Raw genomic sequence first — 20932 nt, 5'->3', positions numbered from 1 at the left:
GGCCGCTACCCGCCAGCGGCCGCCTCGCCGCGCACCCCGGGCGGCTCCGCCTCCAGCGCATCGCCGCGCATCACGGTGAGCAGCTCGGACTCGGACGGGGGCGGCGCCGCCGGTGTCGCCGAGGCGGCCTGTAGCCCGTCGAGCAGCAGGGCGATCAGTCGGGCGGAGCTTTCCGGGGCGTGCGCGCCGGCGCGGTGGACGAGGCCGGCGTTCGCCATCAGGATGATCAGGATGTCCTGCGGGGCGAAGTCGGCGCGCAGCGCGCCGGCGCGCTGCGCGCGGCGGATGGTGCGCACCACGTCCCGCCGGGCGTTGTCGCGGGCGGCGTCGATCGCGGCGTCGGGAAGGGTGTCGCTGGTCAGCAGGTCGGCCAGCCCGCGATCCGCCGCCTGCATCCGGCACAGCGCCGTCAGGTAGCCACGCAGGGCATTCCACGGATCGGGTTCCGCCGCCGCCGCGGCCGCCATCTGCGCGTACTTTTCCATCTGCTCGGACAGGGCGGCGGCGACGAGCTGGCAGCGCGAGCCGAAATGCCGGTACAGCGTGGCGTTCCCGACGTTGGCGCGCTGCGCGATCCCGTCGAGTGAGGCCTGGACGCCCTGCTCCGCGAAGACCCGGCGAGCGGTCGCCAGAATCGCCTGCCGGTTACGGCGGGCGTCCGCGCGGGTGGCCGGTGCAAGATCAGGCATCCAGTCATCCCAACCGCGGCCCGGGATGCGACCGGCGTCGTTGGTAGTGTGGCCGGCGAACCGCAGATTCGTCCCCGGTGGGGGTGAGAAGCCGCAAGCGCGGGAGACAAGCGCCAGCTTCTGGAAAGCGTCGGCCACAGCAGACGAGGGCAGGTCATGGACACCCAGCGCTTCACGCGCCAGCTGATGGCCGGTTTCGGCCCGGGTGAGCAGGAGCGCCTGGGCGGGGCGACGGTGCTCGTGGCCGGGATCGGCGGGGTGGGCGGCGCCGCCACCACCTATCTCGCCGCCGCCGGCATCGGGCGGCTGGTGCTGGTCCATCCCGGCGCGTTGGAGAAGCCCGACCTGAACCGCCAGACCCTGATGCGCCCCGACCGGATCGGCGAGCCCCGCGTCCTGATCGCCGCGGACACGCTGGGTGTCCACTACCCGGAGGTCGCGGTGGAGACCTGGGACCGGGACCTGTTCGATCCGCTGCTGCCCGAGCTGGTGGCCGCCGCCGACGTCGTGATCGACGCCCGGCACAACTTCCCCGAACGCTTCCAGCTCAACCGGATGTGCCTGGACGCCGAGGTGCCCCTGGTCGTCGCGGCGATGAACGCGACCGAGATCCAGTTGCTCACCGTCGCCGGGGACAGCGCATGCCTGCGGTGCGTGTTCGCCGAGGGCGACCCCGACTGGGACCCCCTGGGGTTCCCCGTCTTCGGAGCGGTCGCTGCGACGGTGGGGTGCCTCGCGGCGATGGAGGTCATCAAGCTGGTCTCCGGGTTCGGTGAGCCGTCCATCGGCCGGATGCTCGTCGCCGATCTGTGGGATCTGGACGTCCGCTCGCTGTCGGTCGCGCGCGATCCCGCATGCGCGGACTGCGGCTCCCGGCAGCGCACGCCTCGCGCCTCCCGGTCCGCCGGCGCCGCGGGGCGTTAGGGCTGGGCCGTCCCGACGCCGAGGCCTGATCGTGGGTGAGCCGGCGGCCGGGCCCGGTCGTTCAGGTGGGTCGGCGGGGGGAGTGGGGCTGTGTCGTCGCGTCGGCGCCCGGAAGCTCGACGAGTGTCTGCTCCGGTTGGGTGGTGATGCCCGGCCGCGGGCTCGGGGTGTCCGTGGGCTGCGGGGGGCGAGGGACGGGCGATGTCGTCGGCGGCGGAGGCGGCGGGGCGACCCCGTTTCCGGCTCCGGGGTTGGGAGTGACGGCCGGTTGCAGCCCCGACCCCGACCCCGACTCCGACCTCGTCCCCGTCCCCGCCCGCTCGGCGCTCGTGGGTGCCGGGCGCGGCTCGACCGGCGTGGCCTGCGGTCGGGGCGGCGGGGCCGGCAGCGGGCGGGCCGGCGCCGTGCCCGTCTGACCCGGCAGGCCCGCTGGCTGTTTCGCCACCGTCGTCCGCCGCGTGCCGTCGATGAGCACGGCGTTGGGACCGGCCGGATCGTTCACCCACACCTGTTCGCCGTCGGCGGTCACGGTGATCCGCGCGGCGTCNGTGGCGGCCGCCGGCCGGGGGGTGGAGCCGGGGACGACGACCGGCGGGGNGAATTCGCGGGNGCGCGTGTCGAAGACCCAGACCATCCGAGCATCCTGGTCCGGGATGTAGATCATCCCGTCGTGCTCGACCGGTGGGCCGAGCCGGCGCGGAGCCACCGGTCCCTCGTCCCCGCTGTGGGGGTCCCCTGGAGACACCGCCGAGCCCGGCAGCGATCCCGCGGGTCGATCGATGTCGGGGAGCACGGTCGAGGCCACGGTGTCGCCGGCGGCCGCGTCGTCGCCAACCCCCGCTCGGGCCTCTTCCGCGCCCGGCACGGCTGGCAGCTCGTGCGTGGTCACCGTGCCGTCGTGGACGTCGGCGAGCAGGAGCCGTCCGGCGACCGCGTCGAGGATCGGGACCGTGCTCCGCTCTGCCGCGTCGGCCGCAATCACCACCGGATCGGACGGTACGGACGCGGTGGTCAGGGTCACCGGCAGTGCCGTCGCCCGGCCGGGCCGGGCGCCGGTGAGCGGGATAGCCGTCCCGGCGGTGCCGTCGACGACCACCGGGCGATCCTGGGCCAGCACCATGTCGATCTGATGGTCCGGTCGGGCGACGCGAATCGGGGCCGACGCCCCGCCATCGCGGATCGGTACCACGGAGCCGCTGGTGCGAACGGGCGCCCACAGCGTTTCGTCCCGCGTCCGGACGGCGGTGCCAAGGGTTCCGCCGAGGTCGATGACCGGTCCGACGTCGGTGAGCAACCGTCCGTCCAGGCGTCGTACCCGCCCGCTCGCAGCGTCGACGGCGTAGATCACCCTGTTTCCCACGATCACCGTGGTGCCGGGACGCAGCGTGGCCGTTCGGGCGGGGGCGAGGCGTTGCGGCTCGATCAGGTGGAGCAGGCCGGCGTCCTCGTCGCAGACGAGGAGATCCGGGCCGTCGCGCAGGACGGAGAGCCGATGCCCGACCGCGCCGGGCACGGTGACGGCTGCGTCGGCCCGCCCGGTCGTGCTCTGCAGGTGCGTGACGATGCCGGTCGACGCGCTCGCCAGCCAGGTGCCGCCGGTGGTGAGGTCGAGAGCGAACGGCGGCGTTCCGGGCGCGGCGGCGGCCAGCCCGGCGCCCACGCACAGGGCCGCCCCGGCCGCCGCCGTGATGACGCGACGAAGCCGCCGCCCGAATGCGGAGATGGTGTGGTCTCACTTTCCCTGATCATGGCCGGCGCGCGGATGCGGCGCGGCTGCGGTGGCCCGGCCGCGCCGAGCGTCGTCGGTACTCGGCGCCGGAGTGCAGGCGGCCCGTAACGGGTCGGTGTCTGTGTGGGCGTGCCACCCCGCCCGCCCACACAGACACCGNGGGGGAGCGCCGTGGGAGGGGTACAGCGCTCACCGCGTCCCAGGCGCCATACCCAACGGCGCGCGGNAGTCTGTTGATATTCATGTTCTGATGTTGACTAACCCGAGATGGACCACTCGGGCGGGTCATCCCTCTCGATAGGTAAGACGCGGCATCCACCGGACAGGTTGCGACGCGATTGCTGCCTTTCGTGACATCGCCTCGAGAGGCTCGCGCAGCACGTGGCACGCCGGTGCGGCGCGTGCATGTCGGTGTGGCTCCTCCGGCCATCAGATCAACAACTAATTCGGGCTATGGCACAACGAAACGGGGGTGCCCGTCGTCTACCGCAGCGGAACGGATCGTCTCCGTGCCGGCGACGGTCGCCGGAGTCACCGTTCCCGGGCGGATCTCCCCACCGCCCGTGGGCGGACCGGGCCGGTCGCCCCCTCGTCCGGCACGGTCCGCCTCCCGACTCGCACCAGCCCACCCCCACCAGCGAGGAGGAGCCCGACCCGGTGATGAGCAGCCAGCCCGCGCGGCGAGGACGGTCAGCGTTCCCTGCCCCGACCGGACCAGGAGGCAGGGCATGACGAACAGGAACGACGACCGCGACCATCTGCGCGGTGACCAGTCCGGCGTGGCCGCGTTCTCGGCTGCCTTCCAGGACGTCGTCGCGAATGTCGAGAAGGTCATCCGAGGCAAGCGGGAGGTCGTCGAGCTCGCGACGATCTGCCTGTTCGCCGAGGGGCACCTGCTCGTCGAGGACGTTCCGGGCCTGGGCAAGACCTCGTTGGCCCGAAGCCTCGCGGCCTCGGTCAACGCCGGCTGCCATCGCATCCAGTTCACGCCGGATCTGCTGCCGGCGGACATCACCGGGACGATGGTGTACGACCAGCGTGCCAACGAGTTCGGCTTCCGCCCCGGACCCGTCTTCGCCAACCTCGTCATCGGCGACGAGATCAACCGGGCCTCGCCGAAGACGCAGTCGGCCCTGCTGGAGGTGATGGAGGAGGCGCGGGTCACCGCCGACGGCACGGGCTATCCCGTGCCCCGCCCGTTCATGGTCGTCGCGACGCAGAACCCGATCGACATGGACGGGACGTACAGCCTTCCCGAGGCCCAACTGGACCGGTTCCTCATGCGGCTGAGGATGGGGTACCCGTCGGTCGACGCCGAGNTGGAGATCCTCGAAGGCCGGCAGGTGGGACGGCGGATCGAGGACCTGAGGCCGGTGATGCGGGCGGAGGACGTCGTGGCCCGAGCGGCCCAGACCTTCGCCGTCCACGTCGCGCCGGCGCTGCGCCGTTACCTGGTGGACCTGGTCGCCGCCACGCGGACCATCCCCGACATCGTCCGGCTGGGCGCAAGCCCACGGGGCAGCATCGCGTTGCTGCGCGCCGTCCAGGTCAGGGCCGCCGCNCACGCCCGGGTATTTGCCACTCCCGACGACGTCAAGGCGGTGGCCGGCCCTGTTCTGGCGCATCGTCTGGTGCTCAGCCCGGAGGCCGAGCTGCGGCGCGTCATCGCCGAGGACGTCGTCGACGAGATCCTGCAGACGGTGCCGTCACCGCGTCGCCTCGTCGGCATCTGATCGTGTCGCACCCCGACGACCGTCGCCCGGGCGACGACCGGACCGACCGCGGGCTACTCCGGGTCATCGACGCGGACACGACGACCACCCCGTTGCCCGCCTCGGTGCCGCCCATCTCGGTGCCGCGTGCCACGGAGCCGCCCGCCTCGGTGCCGCGTGCCACGGAGCCTCCGTCGTCAGCCTCCCTCGTCCGGACCATGCGGCGCCGGACGGGCCGGTCCGTGCCGGATCAGCCCGAACCCCCCGGGCAGACCGCGCGCGGGCTCGGTGAGCGCCATCGCCCGCCTGTCCCGGAGCCACTACCGCGGCCGGCCGCTTCGGGCCGAGGAAACGCCCCGGCGGGCCGACGGACCGCCTCGGCCGGTGCGGACGTCGCAGGCCGGCCGGACGTCGCAGGCCGGCCGGACGTTGGCGAGCGGGCAGACGTCGGACAGCGGGCAGCCTCCGCTCCGCCGGGCCCGACACAGGCGGGGCGGGCTCGGGCGGAGCAGGGCTGCCCGCCGAATCGCGGACCCGTGGGGGGCGCGGAAACGCCGGGACGGGCCCGCCTGAGGGCCACCCCGCTGGGCTGGGGGGTGTGCGTCACCGTCGCGGTCCTGCTGCTGGGCGCGCGGGTGCTGCGCTACGCGGAGCTGGCTGTCCTCGGCGGGGCGGGGGCCGCGGCGATGGGCCTCGCGGCCGCCACGGCCGTTCGCCGTCCACGAGTGTCGGTGACCGTCCGTGTGTCGCCCAGACGAGTCATCCGGAGCGAGCCCGCCACCCTCACCGTGACGGTCCGCAACATGTCGCGGTGGCCTTCGCCGCCGTTCACCCTGCACCTGCCGCACGGCCCCGTCGTCGCCCGTCCGGACCCGCCAGGGCCGGGCGCCCCTCGTGCGGGGCGGCTGCTGGCCGCCTCTGACCTGGTGGAGACGTGGTGGGACCGGCGTGCGTCGACCGTCACCGCCCGCGGAGGGGGCGGCCGCGTACACACCCTCCCGGCCGCGCACCGGGGGGCGCCGCGCACGGGCGGCGGGCCTGACGACCGCCCGACGCGCGCTGCCGACGTCCTGCACGGCTCAGGCTCCACGCCGTCCCGCGGCGCCGGCACGGATGGCCGGGCCGCGGCGGCCGGTGCGCCGGATACGTACCCCCCGACCGGGACGGACACGCCGGCTGCGGCAGTGTCCGTCCCGGTGCCCCGACTCGCCGGCTCGGGCTGCCGGACGATCGAGCTCGCCATGGACACCAGGCGACGCGGGGTGGTCCGGCTGGGCCCCGCGGAGGTGATCAGATCGGATCCGTTCGGCCTCACCCTGCGCCGGCAGCGGCTGCCGGCGGCCGACACCCTGCACGTCCGACCGCGGACCCGGCCGCTGGCACCGCTNGCTTCCGCGCCCTCGCGCGACCCGGACGGGCAGACCGGGCAGGGCACGNCCGGCGGGTTGGAGATCCACACCCTGCGGAGATACACGCCCGGTGAGGATCTCCGCCTCGTGCACTGGCCGTCCAGCGCGCGGGCGGGCGAACTGATGGTCCGCACCCATGTCGATCCCAGCGAGCCGGCGGCCACCGTCGTCCTCGACAACCGGCCCGCGGCCTACCCGCCCGGTCGGGTCGGTGTCGCGACGTTCGAGGAGGCCGTGGACGTCGCCGCCGCCGCGGTGATGACCTGCGCGCAGGAGGCGTTCGGGGTGCGGCTCGTGACGACCGCCGGGCTGCGCGTGGCTGGCCGGCGCCGCCGGCGGGATGCCGACGCCCTGATGGACGAGCTGGCGGGTGTGCACCTGGACGACAACGCCTCGCTTGACGTCGTCGCAACGCTGCGTCGCGGCGGGCTCGGCACGCTGGTGCTCGTCACCGGCGGATTCGACCGGCAGGCGCTGGCCGCACTCGCCCCGGTGGCTCACGCGTACGGGCGCGTCGTCCTGGTCCGGGTGGGCCCCCGCAGCCCGGCCGCTGCCCGAGCCATCGATCGGCGCGACTCCTCCGACCGGGCCCGCCTGCGGACCGCGTCGTCCGGCCGGGTGGTGGGGATCGGCGTGCTCGGCAGCACCGTCCCCACCGGCGGTACGCACCTGGACGGAACCGCCACCAGGGCCGCCGGCCGGCTGACGGTGATCGACGTTGCCGATGCCGAGGCGCTCGGCGAGTACTGGCCGACCGGCGAACGGCACTGGCGATGGCCACGGGGCTCCCCCNGGACGGCCCGGCCATGACGCAGCTCGGTGCACCGCCCGGCGGGGCCGTGCGCTCGGCGGCCGGCGCGAGCGGGGGGCATGTGGTCGGGGTCGACCTTCCCGCCCGTCCGGAGGTGCCGGTGCGGCCTCGCCTGGTGGCCCTGGCGGTGGTGGCGGGACTCGCGATCCTGGCCGGTTTCGGCTTCCGCCGGATTTTCCGTCTCCCCGATCTACAGGTGATCATTCCTGTCGCCGCGGTCGTGCCCGTGATCACAACAGCGGTGNTGGGCCTGCGGCGCCGGCCGGTGCCCCTTGTCGGGACGGTCGTGACCTGGGTCGGGGGGTTCCTGGCCTGGGCCAGCTTCACGGTGGCGGCCGGCGCGGGTGGGTTCTGGGCGCGGTTGTCCCTGGTCCGTTCGGGCGTCCTGGACGGATGGGCGCGCCTGCTGGACGCGGCCGTCCCGGTGCCGCCCGACGGGGCCCTCCTGCTCGTTCCGGCGNCACTGACCTGGCTGGCCGCCGCCATCGGCGCGGAACTCGTCATCCGTACCCGGGCTCGGCTCCTGCCCGCCCTGCCCGCTGCCCTGGTCCTGGCGGTCGCGGTTGCCTACGCCGCCCCCGTGCCGGGATCCGACGCGCCGCTCGCCGCCGCGTTCGCCGCGGCGGCCGCGGTCCTCGTCCGGGTACGCGGGAGCGTCCTGTCCCGGTCACCGGGAGAATTCGCGGTCGCCGCCCCCGGCCCCGCCGGGCCGGGCGGCGGCCCGGGCGGGGCCTCGGTGTCCCCCCGATCCGGGCCAGGTCTGCTGCCCGTGGCAACCCCGCGAGGCTGGGCGGCGCTCCGCCTCGCGGCGCGGTCCATCGTCGCCGTGGCCCTCGTCGTAGGCGCCGGTCTCGCCCTCGCCCATGGTCCGATCGGGCCGGATGGGCGATCGCCCGTCGACCCTCGCGACCACCGCACGACCGCGCCGGCACCGCTTGCCGCCCTCAACCCTCTGAGCCGGCTCGCCGGGTGGACCACCCATCCCGACCAGGTCCTGTTCCGGGTGGGGCTGTCCCCGCAGCCGTCGGGGCCGGTCGCGCTCCGGCTCGCCGTCCTCGACTCCTATGACGGCGCCACCTGGTCCACGAGCGGCCGTTACCTGCCCGCGGGACGGGCGATCATCGGCGGGGCGGGCGTATGGGGGCGGGCGGGACGGGCCGCGGGCCAGAGCGGTGGTCAGCCGTCCACACCGGTCACCCAGGATCTGACCGTCGTCGACCTCGGTGGGGATCTTGTACCCGCCCTGGCTCGGCTCGGCCGGTTCGCCATGGTCTCCGCCGCCGGCACGGTGTCGCCCGCCTCGCCGACATCGCCCGCCTCGCCGACATCGCCCGCCTCGCCGACATCGCCCGCCTCGATCACCGCAGGCACGCCGCCTTCCCCGAGCAGCCTGCGCTCCGCGGCGGCTCCCGAGGGGCCGGCAGGCCGGTTCGCGGTCGATCCGGACGACGGCACACTCGTGCGTACCACGCCACTGCGCCCCGGCAACCGGCTGCGCCTGGTCTCCACCCCGCCGACCACCATGACCGCCGACGGGCTGCTCGCCCTCACCGTCTCCGCGACGCCGTCCAACGCCCCCTACCTCGCGGTGCCCGAAGGGGTCCCCCCGGTGCTGCGGGAACTGGCCTCNGTCGCCACCGGCGGCGGCGCGACGCCCTACCAGCGGGCCGCCCTGCTGCGCCAGTACCTGATGGCGAGCTTCAGCTTCGATCCCACCGTGCCCGCCGGGCATTCGCTCGCCCACATCGACCACTTCCTCGGCCAGACCCGACGCGGCACCTCCGAACAGTTCGCCACGACGTTCGTCCTCGCGGCGAGGCTGCTGGGCCTGCCCACCCGCCTCGTCGTGGGATTCACGGCCGCCGACTCCGCCGGGGCGACCCGCACGATCCGGGGCGCCGACGCCCTGGCCTGGGCGGAGGTCAACTTCGACGGCGCCGGCTGGTTGCCGTTCTTCCCGACCCCCCGCGCGGGGGANGAACGCGGTGCGACGGTGGCCGGGTCCACCCAGGGCGAGTCCTCCGCGCAGACCTCACTCGTGGAGGAGGTGCTGCGGACCACCGTCCCCGTACCGCCCGGTCGGGCGGAGGCCACCCCGCCCGGGCAGGCCCCGTCGCGTTCCACCGACCGGCGATCGCCCTCGCCCGGCTGGGTGGGACTTGTCCTCCCGTCGGTGACGGCCGTCGGCGTCACCGCCGTGCTCGGCTGTCTCCTGCTCGGCTGGGCGCTGCCGATCGCGCGGCACCGGCGGGCGCGGCGCGCCGCGAAGGGGAGCAGGGCGCGGATCGTCGTCGCCTGGCAGCGAGCCATCGAGATGTTCGCCGATTCCGACCGGGCGATGCCGCAGGCGGCCAGCCCCAGCGAGGTGGTGGCTCTCGCGGCGGGCCTGGTCGACGACGCCGGACTGACCGCGCTGCGTGGGCTGGCCGACCTCGCCACGCTCGCACTGTTCGACGACGGCACCATCGGCCGCTGGGACGAGGGTCCCGGCCGGCGCGCTGCGGATGAGGCGTGGCGCCTGGTCGACGGCCTCGAGCAGGCGGTCCGTCGCGCCGTCCCACGCCGTCGCCGACTCGGCAGGCGGATCTCGCCCCGAACGGTCCGCACCGAACTGCGCAGGCTGCGCCGGACGGCGCCGACGCCCCATCGGGCCGCCCACCGACCGGCGGGGACAGGCGGACCCGATGCCCGGGTCTCCACGGCCGATCGCCGCCGCTGAACCCCCGCACCGGGTCCAGGTGCGCCTTCGCCGCAGGGCGATCGGGCCGGTGCCGAGCACCGATCGCCCGTCATTGGTAGCCCGCGCGGGTCGGCACCCGGAACGGGCCGGCGCCCCGCCCCCACCCACCGGGTGTCCACCCGTTCGTCGAGTTCGCCGGCCTCCGGTCCGCGCCGCGTGAACCGGTCCACGGCGGTTCCGGCCGGTCGCGGGCGGGTAGTCCGACACGGGGCGGCTTGCGGGGCGGGCCGTGCGGGGACCGGGCCCGCTCGGGCGCCGTACACCGCCGCGTGCGGGGGGCCCACTCGGGCGGGTGCGCGGCATCAATCATGGCCGATCGGGCCATGCCGGTCGCGGCCGGGACAGGAGGAGGCAGGCCATGGCTCAGACGATGAAGGGACGCACGAGGCCCGCCGGCGAGGGCACCTCCAACGATGAGATGGCCAGGCAGGTCGCAAGTCAGACCTCGTCGGACCGGATGGCCGAGGCCGTCTTCCGCCGGGAGAAGGACGGCGCGCTGACGGACACCGAGGCAGCCAAGTGCGAGGCGCTGCAGCACTGAGGGCGTTGGGGGCGTTGGCAGCACCCGGTGGCGGCCACGGCGCCGAGGGAGGCCGAGGCGTCCGCCGGGAGCCGGTCCCGCGTCGCGGGGGGCCCGGGACGAGCATCACGGCCGGTCCCCGGCCCGATGTCCGTGCGGAGCGCCGGTGGTTCGGCGTATGGATGAGCGATGCACGAAGACACCGCCGAGGCGGGCCGGCCCTTCACCGACGACGGCACCCCCGAATCGGCCTGGNGGGCCTGGCAGCCGGGTTGGTCGGAGCTGGATCTCACCCCCGCGCCGCCAGCAGTGGTCGTCGTGGCCCCCCATCCGGACGATGAGGTTCTGGGCGTGGGCGGGCTACTTGTCCGCCTGCACGCCCTCGGCGCTGCGATCACCGTCGTCGCGGTCACCGACGGCGACGCATCTCATCCCGGGTCGCCCACNCTGGCCCCGGCCGAACTGGCCCGGCGGCGGGTGGCCGAGCAGCACGCCGCGTTGGCCGCGCTGGGGCTCGCGGAGGTGCCGGTGCACCGGATCGGGCTAGGGGACGGACAGGTCGCCGGGCACGAGGCGGNGCTCGCCGATCAGGTGGAACCGCTGCTCACCCCCGGCTGCTGGGTGCTGACCACATACACCGGGGACCGCCATCCGGACCATGAGGCCACGGGGCGCGCGGCGGTGCTGGCGGCGGGACGAGCCGGNGCGCGGCTGCTGGAATACCCCGTCTGGACCTGGCACTGGGCGGTTCCAGCTGACCCCAGGGTGCCATGGGCGAGGGCTCGAACGGTGCCCCTGCCCCGCCCGTTGCAGGAGGCCAAGCGGCGCGCGGTCGACTGTTACACCACCCAGATCGCTGCGCTGTCCGACGATCCGGCGGACTCGGCGGTCCTCGGGGCGCCTACGCTGGCCCGGCTGCTGCGCCCCTACGAGACGCTCTTCGTCTAGTCCGCCGTCCTGAGCACGTCGCCCTGAGCACGTAGCCCTCAGCTTGCCGCCGTGAGCTTNCCGCCGTGAGCTTGCCGCCGGAGCGGGGCGGCGTGGGTGCGTCGTCGAGCGCAGCCCCCGATCGGACCATCGTTGGCGAGGGATCGCGATCGCAGCTAGTCTGCGGGGCAACGAACTGCATACTGCTGCCGCTCACACCCGCGCGGGAGAGTCCCGGCCGCGACTGCCGGGACGCCGAAGGAGCAAGCTCTCCCCATAAACTCTCAGGCCCCCAACCGCCGGGTCAGGCAACTCTGGAAAGTGGACATCCCGATGTCCCGCCGACGGTGAAAGCCGCGGCCGTCGTCCGCGGGTCCTCGGCTCGGACCCATGGCGGCGGCGGCCGGTGAAGCTCTCAGGCCAATGACAGAGGGGGAGGCCCGCCGCGGCGTCGACTCTCGTTGTCGTCGTCGCCCGACCTCCGGAGCGCTCATCATGCTTCACGGCACCGATCACGAGGACGCCTCCGTAGCGGCCGCCACCAGCGACGTCACCGCTTCGGCGGCCGTGGCCGTGGCCCATCCCCGGTTCGCCGACCGTCACATCGGGCCGGACGCCGCGGCCCAGCGGTCCATGCTCGCCGCGCTCGGGGTGGCGTCGCTGCGGGCGCTGACCGACGCCGCGGTCCCGGCCGTCATCCGCGACCGCAGCCTCGAGTTGCCCGCGGCGCTCGACGAGACGGCGGTTCTGGCGGCTCTGCGCGCGCTCGGACGCGACAACCACCCCGTNCCGTCGATGATCGGCCTGGGTTTCCATCCCGCGGTGCTGCCCGGCGTCATCCAGCGCAACGTCCTGGAGAACCCCGCCTGGTACACGGCATACACGCCGTATCAGCCGGAGATCTCCCAGGGTCGGCTGGAGGCGCTGCTGAACTTCCAGACGGTGATCACCGATCTGACGGGTCTGGCGGTCGCCGGAGCGTCCCTGCTCGACGAGCCGACCGCGGCCGCCGAGGCGATGCAGATCGCGCTGCGCACGGCCAAGGGGTCCCGCGCGACGTTCCTCATCGACGCGGACACGCTGCCCCAGACGATCGCGGTCGTGGCGACCCGGGCGGAGGCGCTGGGCGTGACCGTCCACGTCGCCGACCTGTCCCGGGGCCTGGCGGCGGGCGACCCCGCGGCCCCGGACGCCGGGGTGCCCGCGCAGGTGCTGGACTCGGCGTTCGGGCTACTGCTGTCCTACCCGGGACCGGGTGGGGCGCTGCGCGATCCGCGGTCGGTCATCGCCGAGGCACGTGCGCGGGGGATCGTCGTCACGGTCGCGGCCGACCCGCTGGCACTGACGCTGCTGCGCTCGCCCGGCGAGCTCGGCGCCGACATCGCCGTCGGCAGCACCCAGCGTTTCGGGCTGCCGCTGTCGTTCGGCGGGCCGCACGCCGGCTACCTGGCCGTCCGCAAGGGTCTGGAGCGGTCCCTGCCCGGACGGCTGGTCGGGGTGTCGGTCGACGCGGACGGCGCGCCCGCGTACCGACTCACCCTGCAGACCCGTGAGCAGCACATTCGGCGGGAGAAGGCGACGAGCAACATCTGCACCGCCCAGGTGCTGCCTGCCGTGCTCGCCTCGATGTACGCCGTCTACCACGGCCCGCAGGNACTGGCCGGGATCGCCCAGCGCATCCACGGCCTCGCGGTCCGGCTCGCCGAGGGGCTGCGGGCCGGCGGGATACCCCTCGGCGCCGACACCTTCTTCGACACCGTCGTCGCGGCGGTGCCGGGCCGGGCCGCCGAGGTGGTGGCCGAGGCGCTGGCACACGGCGTCAACCTGCGGCTCGTCGACGGCGACCACGTCGGGGTCTCCTGCAACGAGACGACCGTGGAGGCGGATCTGCGCGCCGTCTGGGCGGCGTTCGGGGTGCCCGCGGCGGCATCGGCCGAGGTGCCGGCCCCCGCGACCCCGGCGACCCCGGCGACCCCCGCGGCGGCGTCGGCGCTGCCGCGCGAGCTGGTGCGCACCGACGCCTACCTCGAGCACCCGGTCTTCCACGAGCACCGCTCCGAGACGGCGATGCTGCGCTACCTGCGCCGGCTGTCCGACCTCGACCTGGCCCTGGACCGGGGCATGATCCCACTGGGGTCCTGCACGATGAAGCTGAACGCGACCACCGAGATGGCCGCCGTCACCTGGCCGGAGTTCGCCGACATACACCCGTTCGCGCCCCTCGACCAGGCCGGCGGATACCTGACGATGATCCGCGATCTGGAGGACTGGCTGGCCCGGATCACCGGCTACGCGGGCGTGTCGGTGCAGCCGAATGCCGGCAGCCAGGGTGAGCTTGCCGGTCTGCTCGCGATCCGTGCCTATCACCGCGACAATGCGCTGCCCGGGGCACCGGCCCGCGACGTCTGTCTCATTCCCTCCTCCGCGCACGGGACGAACGCGGCGAGCGCCGCCATGGCCGGAATGCGCGTCGTCGTGGTCGCCTGTGACGACGACGGGAATGTCGATCTCGACGATCTGGCGCGCCGCGCGCGGGCGAACGCCGACGTTCTCGCCGCGCTGATGGTGACCTATCCGTCGACGCACGGCGTCTACGAGGAGGGCATCGGGCAGGCGTGCGCGATCGTTCACGAGGCCGGCGGGCTGGTCTACGTCGACGGGGCGAATCTCAACGCGCTCGTCGGGCTCGCGAAGCCGGGCCAGTTCGGTGCCGACGTCAGCCACCTCAACCTGCACAAGACGTTCTGCATCCCGCACGGCGGCGGCGGCCCGGGGGTCGGGCCGGTGGCGGTCGGCGAGAAGCTGCTGCCCTACCTGCCGAACCACCCGCTGCGGGCCGAGGCAGGGCCGGCGAGTGGTGTGGGGCCCATCTCGGGGTCGCCCTGGGGCTCCGCCGGAATTCTGATGATTCNCTGGGCGTACATCCAGATGATGGGGGCGGACGGGCTGCGACAGGCCACCTCGGTCGCCGTGCTGAATGCCAACTACATCGCCCACCGGCTCCGGCCGCACTATCCGGTGCTCTACGCCGGACGGGACGGACTGGTTGCNCACGAATGCATTCTCGACCTGNGGCCGCTGACGAAGCGGACCGGTGTCACGGTGGANGACGTGGCCAAGCGGCTCATCGACTACGGTTTCCACGCGCCAACCATGTCCTTCCCCGTGGCCGGCACCCTGATGGTCGAACCGACCGAAAGCGAGGACCTGGCGGAGATCGACCGTTTCTGNGCTGCCATGATTGCGATTCGCGCGGAGGCGGACAAGGTCGGTGACGGAACCTGGCCGCGCACGGACAACCCACTGCGCAACGCCCCGCACACCGCCCAGATGGTCACCGCCGACGAATGGCCGCATCCTTATCCGCGGTCCGTTGCGGCCTACCCCGTAGCCGCCCTGCGGACCGCGAAGTACTGGCCGCCGGTGCGCCGCATCGACGGCGCCTACGGCGATCGCAACCTGGTCTGCACCTGCCCGCCGGTCGAGTCCTTCGCCGCGCGGTCCGAGGACGGCCCCGTTCTCGTCGCCGCCGGCTGACGGGGCGGGCCCCCGACCGGAGGACGTGCTCCTCCCCGGGCGAGGTCCCGATCTCGGGTGCGGGGGCTGCGATCGTGGGGTTTCGCGGCCGTGTCCTCATCGTGACCTGGCCGCGACCCCGACCTTCCCGGCATGGTGAGCGTCCGGTCGGCCGGCCGGTGTCGTCGGGTCCCGGCGCGGCGGAATGCCGGCGACNCCGCCCGGTCAGGTACGGCGACCGCAGGGGACGCCGACATCCGAACGTCGCCGGAGGACCACTCCTCGCAGGGATGGAACTCTGCGGGTGATGTCCTTGCTTCTTTCCGTGAGAACGTGTGCGGATTACGTCTGCTCCAACGCAATGCGTGGCCTCGGCGACCGCCGGATCGCGGTGCGCGGGGAGGTCCGGCCACTCTTCCCGGGCGTCAGGGTCCGGTCGTGCAAGTCTGCCGTTGCGGCAGAATTCTGCCGGCCGTGCCGCGCGTGATGGCGGCGAGGTGGTACCACCGCTATTGACCGTTGATCGCGTCCCCCTAATAGTGGGTGGCCAGATGCTGTGGTGGAACGTGGGGTTAAGCCACTCCGGCAGATCACCGATGGGGCAACGGGAGGTTGTGCGGATGGATCCTCGGGTGGAAAAGCAGCTTGCTCAGCTCCGCCGGAAGGCGGTCGATTTGGGCCTCGGTCCGGCGTTGAAGCTGGTGCGTGACACCGTCGTGCCNACGGCCCGGCGNAATCGCAATGACGACCGTCACCTGGCTCTCCTGCTGTCGTTCGTGTTGCGGGAGAACTCCAACTGCATCGACGTGGGCGCGCACCGCGGAGACGTGCTCCGAACGATTCTGCAGCACGCCCCGCGGGGACAGCACATCGCCTACGAGCCCCTGCCGCACATGGCGGCCGCCCTGACGACCGACTTCCCGGGGGTCCAGGTGCGCCAGGCGGCGCTGTCGGACAAGCCCGGCGTACTGCCGTTCAGCTACGTCCGCAGCCGGCCCGCCTACAGCGGGTTGCGCGACCGGGTGCCGGACACCGAGGACGTCGAACAGATCCAGGTGGCGGTCGAGGTTCTCGACGAGGCGCTGCCCGCGGACTACCAGCCGACCCTCATCAAGGTCGACGTCGAGGGCGCCGAGTACGGAGTGTTCCGCGGCGCCCGGAAACTGATCGCCGCCAGCCGGCCGCATCTGGTCTTCGAGTTCGGCGCCGGTGCGCGTGACTACGGCACGACGGCGGATGAGATGTACGAGCTCGTCGACGGCGATCTGGGTCTGCNGATCTTCGATCTCGACGGCGATGGTCCGTACACCCTGCCCAAGTTCCGGGACACCTTCGAGACCGGTCGCCACTTCAACTTCGTCGCGCATCCCTGACGATCGTCCACGGATCACCGCNCAGCACCGATGCCCGGCCGGCCGGCGAGGACGGGCCGCTCGGGCGGTCCGCATACGTGCTTCCGCACCCGGTGAGTGGGAGCCGAGAACAAGAATCGGACAAGAGTCCATACGAGGACTCAAACGAGTGTGTACGAAGAGCGACGGTTCGGTACGGTTTCGGAAGGTCGCGGCGATCGACCCACCGAAACCGTCTGGGCGGGACTGGTGCTGCCGCTGCTGCCGGATCCGGTCATGGATCGCCGGGAGGCATCGGGCGTACGCGGCCGGTATGCGCACCACCCGTCCGGTCAACTGAGAGGCTGCTCATGGCCCGCTCCCCCCGGGGTGGCTGTTCGCCGCCACCCGGTCCCGCATCGTCCACGAGCCCAAGCTCGTCGGTGGACCAACCGACGACGGGTCTGCCGCGGGCCGTCCCCTGGCGTCACCGCGTCCCCGCGCCCGCCGGGCGGCCCAGGTCCGGGCCTGGGGTCGCGTCGGCGTCGCCGCCTTCGCCGGCACCCCCCCGAACGGATCCCGCGTCCCGAACCGAGGGGTGATGCCGGCCCCGCCGTGGCGCGCCGGGCCGGGCCGTGGCTGGCTCGCCTGTCCGGGGGCCGGCCTGGCCGCGGTCGTCGCCTCCGTCCTGCCGCCCGCGGTGGGTGTCGGGCTCGGCTGCCGGATGGCGTTGTACCTGCTGGTAAGCCTGTCTGCCGCCGGTGCCCTGCTTGCCGGACCGCATCGCCTCGCCGCCGAACCGCGCCGTGGCTGGATGCTCCTGGCGGGCGGTCAGGTTCTCTACGCGGCCACCGGTGCGGTCCTCTTCATCTGCCCGCACGTGTCCTCGGTCACACCCGGTGCGGCGGCGGACGTCGTTCTGTTCCTCCGTTATCCGCTGCTGGTCGCCGGCCTGCTGACACTGCTGCGGGCGCGTCGTCCCGGGCGAAGCGCGGCCGGCCTGCTGGACACCGCGATNGTCCTCGCCGCGGCCTGCCTGCTGTCCTGGGTGTATCTGGCGGCACCGGCGGTGCGAGCCGGGGGTGCCTCGGCGGCCGGGATCATCCCGGTGGCGTGTACGGCGGCGAGTCTGGTGGTGGTTGGTGTGACCGTCCTGCTCACGGCGGGGGACGGCGAGCGCCCGGCCACACTGCTGCTGCTGGCGGGTGGGGTGCTCGTGAGCGTGGCCGCGGACGCCGCCGACGTGTTCACCCGGATCGGTGACGCCACCGCGGGGGGCATGGGGTTGACGGGTGTCGTGGGCATGGCGGGTGGCATGGGCATGACGGGTTCGGGCGGTGCGGGGGTGGATGGCCCGAACGCCGCCCGGATGGTGAGCGCCCTGCTGCTCACCGCCGCCGCGTGCCATCCCTCGCTGGCCCGATCGGGCCAGTCGGTGTCGCCGCCGACGGTGCCGATCCGCGACGGGTGGAGGGTGGCCGGGTTGTGCGGGCTCGGGCTGGTCGGGCCGGTAGTGCTCGGCGTGCAGGCTGGTCGCGGCGATGTCCGGGATGTCGGCGTGATCGCGGTGGTGAGCGCCGGCATCGTGCTTCTGATCATCGCCCGGATGGCCCGGCTGGAGGCCGATCAACGACGAGTCGCGATCACGGATGGCCTGACCGGGCTACGGACCCGTCGGTATCTGGAGGCCGAGATGCGGGTCGCCGCTCGGCGGGCTCGTCAGATCGGGTCGGGGATGGGCCTGCTCCTCGTCGACGTCGACCATTTCAAGTCCGTGAACGACCGGTTCGGCCATCCGACCGGCGACCAGGTGCTCGCCGAGGTGGCCAGGCGGCTGCTCGACGTGACCCGTCCGGGGGACGTCGTGGCCCGTTACGGGGGGGAGGAGTTCGCGCTGCTTGCGCTGGACGTCCGGGGCGACGCGCTGGCGGACATCGCCGAACGGCTGCGGCTCGGGGTGGGGCGGGAGCCGGTGCGGGTGGCGCTGCCCGCGCCGGCCGCCGCCGCCGACTGGTCGCCCGCCTCCGCCGACTGGTCACCCCTCCCCGTCGGCGCGGAGGCTGCGACGGTCCGGGCGGCCGACACCATCCGGACCGTGGGAAGCGTCGCGACGACGACGCGCAGGGACGGCCGGGACACGGCGGGCCCGGCCAGAGCCGCCCCGGGTCCCGCCCCGGGCCCCGGCCCGTCGTCGCTGTCCGTGCCGGTGACGGTCTCCGTCGGGGGCGCCGTCCTACCCGACCACGCGGGCGACGTCTACGCGCTGGTCGCGGTCGCGGACCAGGCCCTGTACGCCGCGAAGGAAGCGGGCCGGGACCGGGTCGCGATCGGTCCGGAGGGGGCGCCGGGTCCGGGGCGGGTGCCGGCAGCGGCGCCGACACCCTCCGCGCGGGCCTCGTCCCACACGCGGCCGCCTCGACTGCCGACGGCCGGTCGACCGGTGCTCGACTCCCCGCCATCCCGACACTCGCCGCTGGACTGGCCGGCCGGCGACCATCCCGTGGCCGACGGCTGTGCGGCTGATCCACTCGGCATCCACCCGCCCGCGTTCCCGCAGCCTGCCGTCGACCCGTTCGGGTCCGTGCCTTCCCCGCTCGTGCCCTCCCCGCCTGCGCCCGCACCGCTCGCCCCAGCACCGGTCTTGGCGACCGCCGCCAACCCGGACGGCACGCCGACCGTGCTTGCCGAGCCCGCGGCGGTGGCCGCGGCCGCCTCCGCGGTGGCCACCGCGGTGGCCGCGGTGCTGGTCGCGGAGCCGCGCGAGGTGCCCAGACGTCTGCCCGACGGCGTCGAGTGCCTGCGCCGGATCGCCGAACAGGTCGACGCCTGGCATGCGCCGCGCGCGGATGGCCGGGCGGTGGGCCACTGGCTTGGGGAGGTGCTCACCGTGCTCGGCTATGGCGCCGTGGCACGCCACCGGGCTCGGCTGGCCGGGCGGCTGCACAACGTCGGAAAGATCCTCCTGCCGCCGCACGTCCTCGCCCGTCCGGGCCCCCTCGACGCCGAGGAGTGGCGCCTGATTCGCCTGCACCCGGTGATGGGCGCGACTCTGCTCGCCCAGGTACCGGACCTGCGGGTGGAGGCAGAGATCATCGCTCAGCAGCGGGAGTGGTTCGGTGGGGGCGGCTACCCCAGCGGGATCGCCGGGTCCCGGATCCGGATGGAGTCACGGGCCCTCGCGGTCTGCACCGCCTGGGCGGCGATGCGCGGCGGGCGCGGTGGGCGGGATCCCCTGAGCGGACCCGCCGCTCGGGAGCAGCTTCGGGCCGGGCGCGCCACCCAGTTCGACCCAACGGTCGTCGACGTCTTTCTGGCCCTGGAGGCCGACGGACGGGTCGGGTTACCCCATCCGGACGACCGGCTTACGACCACCCCGGCCGCGTGGGCGTCCACGCTGCCGGTGCTGGGGTTCGCCTGACCGCGCGCCGCCGTTCCGGCCGCGCCGGCGCCCCGGCCGCGATGGTGCCCGAGTGCCACTGACGAGGTAGGAGAGAGCGCGCCCCTTGGGCATGGCCCGTTCGGCCGAGTCGGTGGGTCGGCGAGTCGGCGCATCCGGTCAGCCGATGCCGGCCTGGCATCGGCTGGCCCGGCAGCGGGTAGTTCTCTCCCGATCGCTCCCGGAGTAACCGCTCCGGGCGCTTGGTCGGATACCCACCGTAGCCTCGTGGGGCGGTAGTGCGGTNCCGGTGCGGCGCGGTGTGTTCGCGGCCCGTCCCGAAAGTGGTGGTTGATACCCGCGGGGAAAGAGGGGGAGTGACGGACCGGGCCGCAACACCGATACTTTGACGCTCCAGCATCTGACATGTGTCGGATCGGTCATGCTCCGCCAGACCGCGAAGAGGACGCGGCGAACCTGAGCGCGTGGAGGTACCGGAAACGACCCGGGCGGTCGAGGCGTTGTGAACGGAGGTAGGCAATCATGCGGTCAGTGGCACGAGGGGGAATCACCGCCCGGACCGCCTGATACCCACCTCGCAACGNCTGTAGCAGATCCCCACAGGACGTCGTCACCGGTACGGGGGTTGTCCGTACCCAAGAAAGGTCACGAGAGAGGGGCGTCCGTGCGAACGCTCGAACCCACCAGCCTCGACCTCGACACGATCGAGGTGGACAAGCTTGCCAAGGGCATCACCCTGAGCCTGTTGATCCCGGCCCGCGGCCCGGAGGCGGCCCGGACTCTCGGCGAGANCATCGCGCAGAACCGGCAGCGGTGGATGCAGGAACNCAGTGTGTTGGACGAGATCGGCGTCGTCGTCGATCCGTCCTCGGACGGCGACGAGCACGACCTCGTGCGCATCGCGACGGACGCGGGCGCGAGCTGGGTCGTCCGCGGGCAGTCCGTCCTGCAGCGCCATGCCGGCCGGGAGGCCACGATCACCGGCGGGAAGGCCGGCGCCATGCGCAGCCTCGCCTACCTTGCGTTCGGCAATCGGCTGATCTTCCACGATGCCGATCTGGAAAGCTACGATCCGTACACGGTCGGGGTGCTGGCCGCCGCGACGACCGCCGGCAACGCTCCACTTTTCGTGAACGGAAGTTCGCGGAGGGTGACGGGTGACGGTCAGCCCGGNGGGCGCACCACGGAGATGCTGCGATCGTTGTTGTCGAAACAGCTCGCCCGGTA

At 73.7% G+C, this 20932-nt stretch carries 6 protein-coding genes, 17 pseudogenes and 2 riboswitches; of the genes and pseudogenes, 21 read left to right on the top strand and 2 right to left on the bottom strand.

Features of this window, described 5'->3' with window-relative positions:
- Nucleotides 1-5: 5 nt before the first annotated feature.
- Nucleotides 6-689 carry a TetR/AcrR family transcriptional regulator gene (locus tag UK94_RS23810; RefSeq protein ID WP_055751588.1) on the bottom strand — a complete coding sequence of 228 codons (684 nt, stop codon included), beginning with the start codon at nucleotides 687-689 and terminating at the stop codon, nucleotides 6-8.
- Between the two features lie 156 nt (nucleotides 690-845).
- On the opposite strand from UK94_RS23810, the gene UK94_RS23805 reads away from it, so the two are divergent.
- Nucleotides 846-1613 carry a HesA/MoeB/ThiF family protein gene (locus UK94_RS23805; RefSeq protein WP_011607487.1) on the top strand — a complete coding sequence of 256 codons (768 nt, stop codon included), beginning with the start codon at nucleotides 846-848 and terminating at the stop codon, nucleotides 1611-1613.
- A 610-nt stretch (nucleotides 1614-2223) separates the two neighbouring features.
- Here the strand turns inward: UK94_RS23805 and UK94_RS23800 are convergent.
- The coding region (locus UK94_RS23800; RefSeq protein WP_235489491.1) for a hypothetical protein at nucleotides 2224-3273 on the bottom strand (1050 nt) is incomplete at its 3' end.
- A 797-nt stretch (nucleotides 3274-4070) separates the two neighbouring features.
- Between UK94_RS23800 and UK94_RS63665 the strand changes: the two are divergent.
- The 20 genes and pseudogenes from UK94_RS63665 to UK94_RS76425 form a co-directional block, all read left to right on the top strand.
- Nucleotides 4071-4661: pseudogene (locus tag UK94_RS63665) on the top strand (AAA family ATPase); the annotation flags it as partial.
- Between the two features lies 1 nt (nucleotide 4662).
- Nucleotides 4663-4903 (top strand): annotated as a pseudogene (locus tag UK94_RS63660) (ATPase); the annotation flags it as partial.
- A 1-nt stretch (nucleotide 4904) separates the two neighbouring features.
- A pseudogene (locus tag UK94_RS63655) lies at nucleotides 4905-5075 on the top strand (ATPase); the annotation flags it as partial.
- Between the two features lie 1424 nt (nucleotides 5076-6499).
- Nucleotides 6500-7255, top strand: a pseudogene (locus UK94_RS63650) (DUF58 domain-containing protein); the annotation flags it as partial.
- Between the two features lie 1649 nt (nucleotides 7256-8904).
- A pseudogene (locus UK94_RS63645) lies at nucleotides 8905-9251 on the top strand (transglutaminase-like domain-containing protein); the annotation flags it as partial.
- A 1-nt stretch (nucleotide 9252) separates the two neighbouring features.
- Nucleotides 9253-9993, top strand: a pseudogene (locus UK94_RS63640) (transglutaminase domain-containing protein); the annotation flags it as partial.
- Between the two features lie 379 nt (nucleotides 9994-10372).
- The gene (locus UK94_RS23780; protein ID WP_041939897.1) at nucleotides 10373-10555 is read left to right on the top strand and encodes a hypothetical protein; all 183 of its coding nucleotides are present in this window, start codon (nucleotides 10373-10375) and stop codon (nucleotides 10553-10555) included.
- A gap of 288 nt (nucleotides 10556-10843) precedes the next feature.
- A pseudogene (locus UK94_RS63635) lies at nucleotides 10844-10980 on the top strand (PIG-L family deacetylase); the annotation flags it as partial.
- 1 nt (nucleotide 10981) lies between these two features.
- Nucleotides 10982-11111: pseudogene (locus UK94_RS63630) on the top strand (PIG-L family deacetylase); the annotation flags it as partial.
- Nucleotide 11112: 1 nt separating this feature from the next.
- A pseudogene (locus UK94_RS63625) lies at nucleotides 11113-11238 on the top strand (PIG-L family deacetylase); the annotation flags it as partial.
- Nucleotide 11239: 1 nt separating this feature from the next.
- Nucleotides 11240-11482: pseudogene (locus UK94_RS63620) on the top strand (PIG-L family deacetylase); the annotation flags it as partial.
- 192 nt (nucleotides 11483-11674) lie between these two features.
- A riboswitch (glycine riboswitch) is annotated at nucleotides 11675-11770 on the top strand.
- Nucleotides 11771-11898, top strand: a riboswitch (glycine riboswitch). It abuts the riboswitch before it with no gap.
- Nucleotides 11885-12249, top strand: a pseudogene (locus UK94_RS63615) (glycine dehydrogenase (aminomethyl-transferring)); the annotation flags it as partial. (Overlaps the previous riboswitch by 14 nt.)
- Nucleotide 12250: 1 nt before the next feature.
- Nucleotides 12251-13115 (top strand): annotated as a pseudogene (locus tag UK94_RS63610) (glycine dehydrogenase (aminomethyl-transferring)); the annotation flags it as partial.
- Nucleotide 13116: 1 nt separating this feature from the next.
- Nucleotides 13117-14372, top strand: a pseudogene (locus UK94_RS63605) (aminotransferase class V-fold PLP-dependent enzyme); the annotation flags it as partial.
- Between the two features lies 1 nt (nucleotide 14373).
- A pseudogene (locus tag UK94_RS63600) lies at nucleotides 14374-14511 on the top strand (hypothetical protein); the annotation flags it as partial.
- A gap of 58 nt (nucleotides 14512-14569) precedes the next feature.
- Nucleotides 14570-14691, top strand: a pseudogene (locus UK94_RS63585) (hypothetical protein); the annotation flags it as partial.
- Between the two features lies 1 nt (nucleotide 14692).
- The coding region (locus UK94_RS63580) for a hypothetical protein (protein WP_235489489.1) at nucleotides 14693-14998 on the top strand (306 nt) is incomplete at its 5' end.
- A 755-nt stretch (nucleotides 14999-15753) separates the two neighbouring features.
- A pseudogene (locus tag UK94_RS63575) lies at nucleotides 15754-16252 on the top strand (FkbM family methyltransferase); the annotation flags it as partial.
- Between the two features lie 1074 nt (nucleotides 16253-17326).
- Nucleotides 17327-19726, top strand: a 2400-nt coding sequence (locus tag UK94_RS23760; protein WP_235489487.1) for a diguanylate cyclase, incomplete at its 5' end; no start/stop codon positions are given.
- Between the two features lie 807 nt (nucleotides 19727-20533).
- Nucleotides 20534-20878 (top strand): annotated as a pseudogene (locus UK94_RS76425) (hypothetical protein); the annotation flags it as partial.
- Nucleotides 20879-20932: the final 54 nt, after the last annotated feature.

The sequence above is a fragment of the Frankia sp. AvcI1 genome (assembly GCF_001420875.1).
Lineage (GTDB): Bacteria > Actinomycetota > Actinomycetes > Frankiales > Frankiaceae > Frankia > Frankia alni.
Note: the sequence above shows the minus strand (reverse complement) of the source record. Positions and strands in the feature narration are given on the sequence as shown.